The organism is Cohnella sp. GCM10020058 (assembly GCF_042683485.1).
Taxonomy (GTDB): Bacteria; Bacillota; Bacilli; order Paenibacillales; family Paenibacillaceae; genus Cohnella.
On record NZ_JBHUJV010000038.1, the window covers coordinates 1 to 718 of the forward strand.

2 tRNA genes and 2 rRNA genes are annotated in these 718 nt (G+C 54.0%); all 4 read left to right on the forward strand.

What is annotated here, in order from left to right:
* Window positions 1-83: ribosomal RNA gene (locus tag ACFSR7_RS36410) — 16S ribosomal RNA — on the forward strand; the annotation flags it as partial.
* A 161-nt stretch (window positions 84-244) separates the two neighbouring features.
* Window positions 245-361 (forward strand): 5S ribosomal RNA (rrf, locus tag ACFSR7_RS36415).
* Window positions 362-419: 58 nt separating this feature from the next.
* A tRNA-Ile gene (locus tag ACFSR7_RS36420) sits at window positions 420-496 on the forward strand.
* 26 nt (window positions 497-522) lie between these two features.
* Window positions 523-598, forward strand: a tRNA-Ala gene (locus ACFSR7_RS36425).
* The last annotated feature ends 120 nt before the right edge of the window (window positions 599-718 follow it).

Here is a 718-nt window from a genome sequence, read left to right on the forward strand (position 1 = left end):
AGCCGTCGAAGGTGGGGTAGATGATTGGGGTGAAGTCGTAACAAGGTAGCCGTATCGGAAGGTGCGGCTGGATCACCTCCTTTCTAAGGAGCCCTTCGGGGCATTACGTAAGTCCGTTGCTTTATCGCTCGAGTTCAGTTTTGAAGGAGAAATCCTTCGCGTACCGCATGAACGCGTTTCTAGCGAAACGCTAACGCTTGCGGCACGTCCGAGACGATCTTTGATCGCTCGGTAGCAATACCGGTTTGGTGATAATGGCGGAAGGGTTCCACGCGTACCCATCTCGAACACGACCGTTAAGCCTTCCAGCGCCGATGGTACTTGGACCGCAGGGTCCTGGGAGAGTAGGACGTCGCCAAGCCGGTCTTGATTCCTTCACCGGAATCGGGATCAAGCCAGCGAGACTGGCCATATCATACGGGCCTTTAGCTCAGCTGGTTAGAGCGCACCCCTGATAAGGGTGAGGTCGGTGGTTCGAGTCCACTAAGGCCCACCACTAAGCTTCAATTGAATACTTCCCATGGGGACTTAGCTCAGCTGGGAGAGCACCTGCCTTGCACGCAGGGGGTCAACGGTTCGATCCCGTTAGTCTCCACCATCTTTATTTCTCCGCACAGCCTGCTTGTCAGATGGGCGGAGGGCAGAACTTGTTCTTTGAAAACCGGATAGCGAAACGAAAATGCGCAAATTAGAAATTCTCTACAATGCCTTGTGTGGC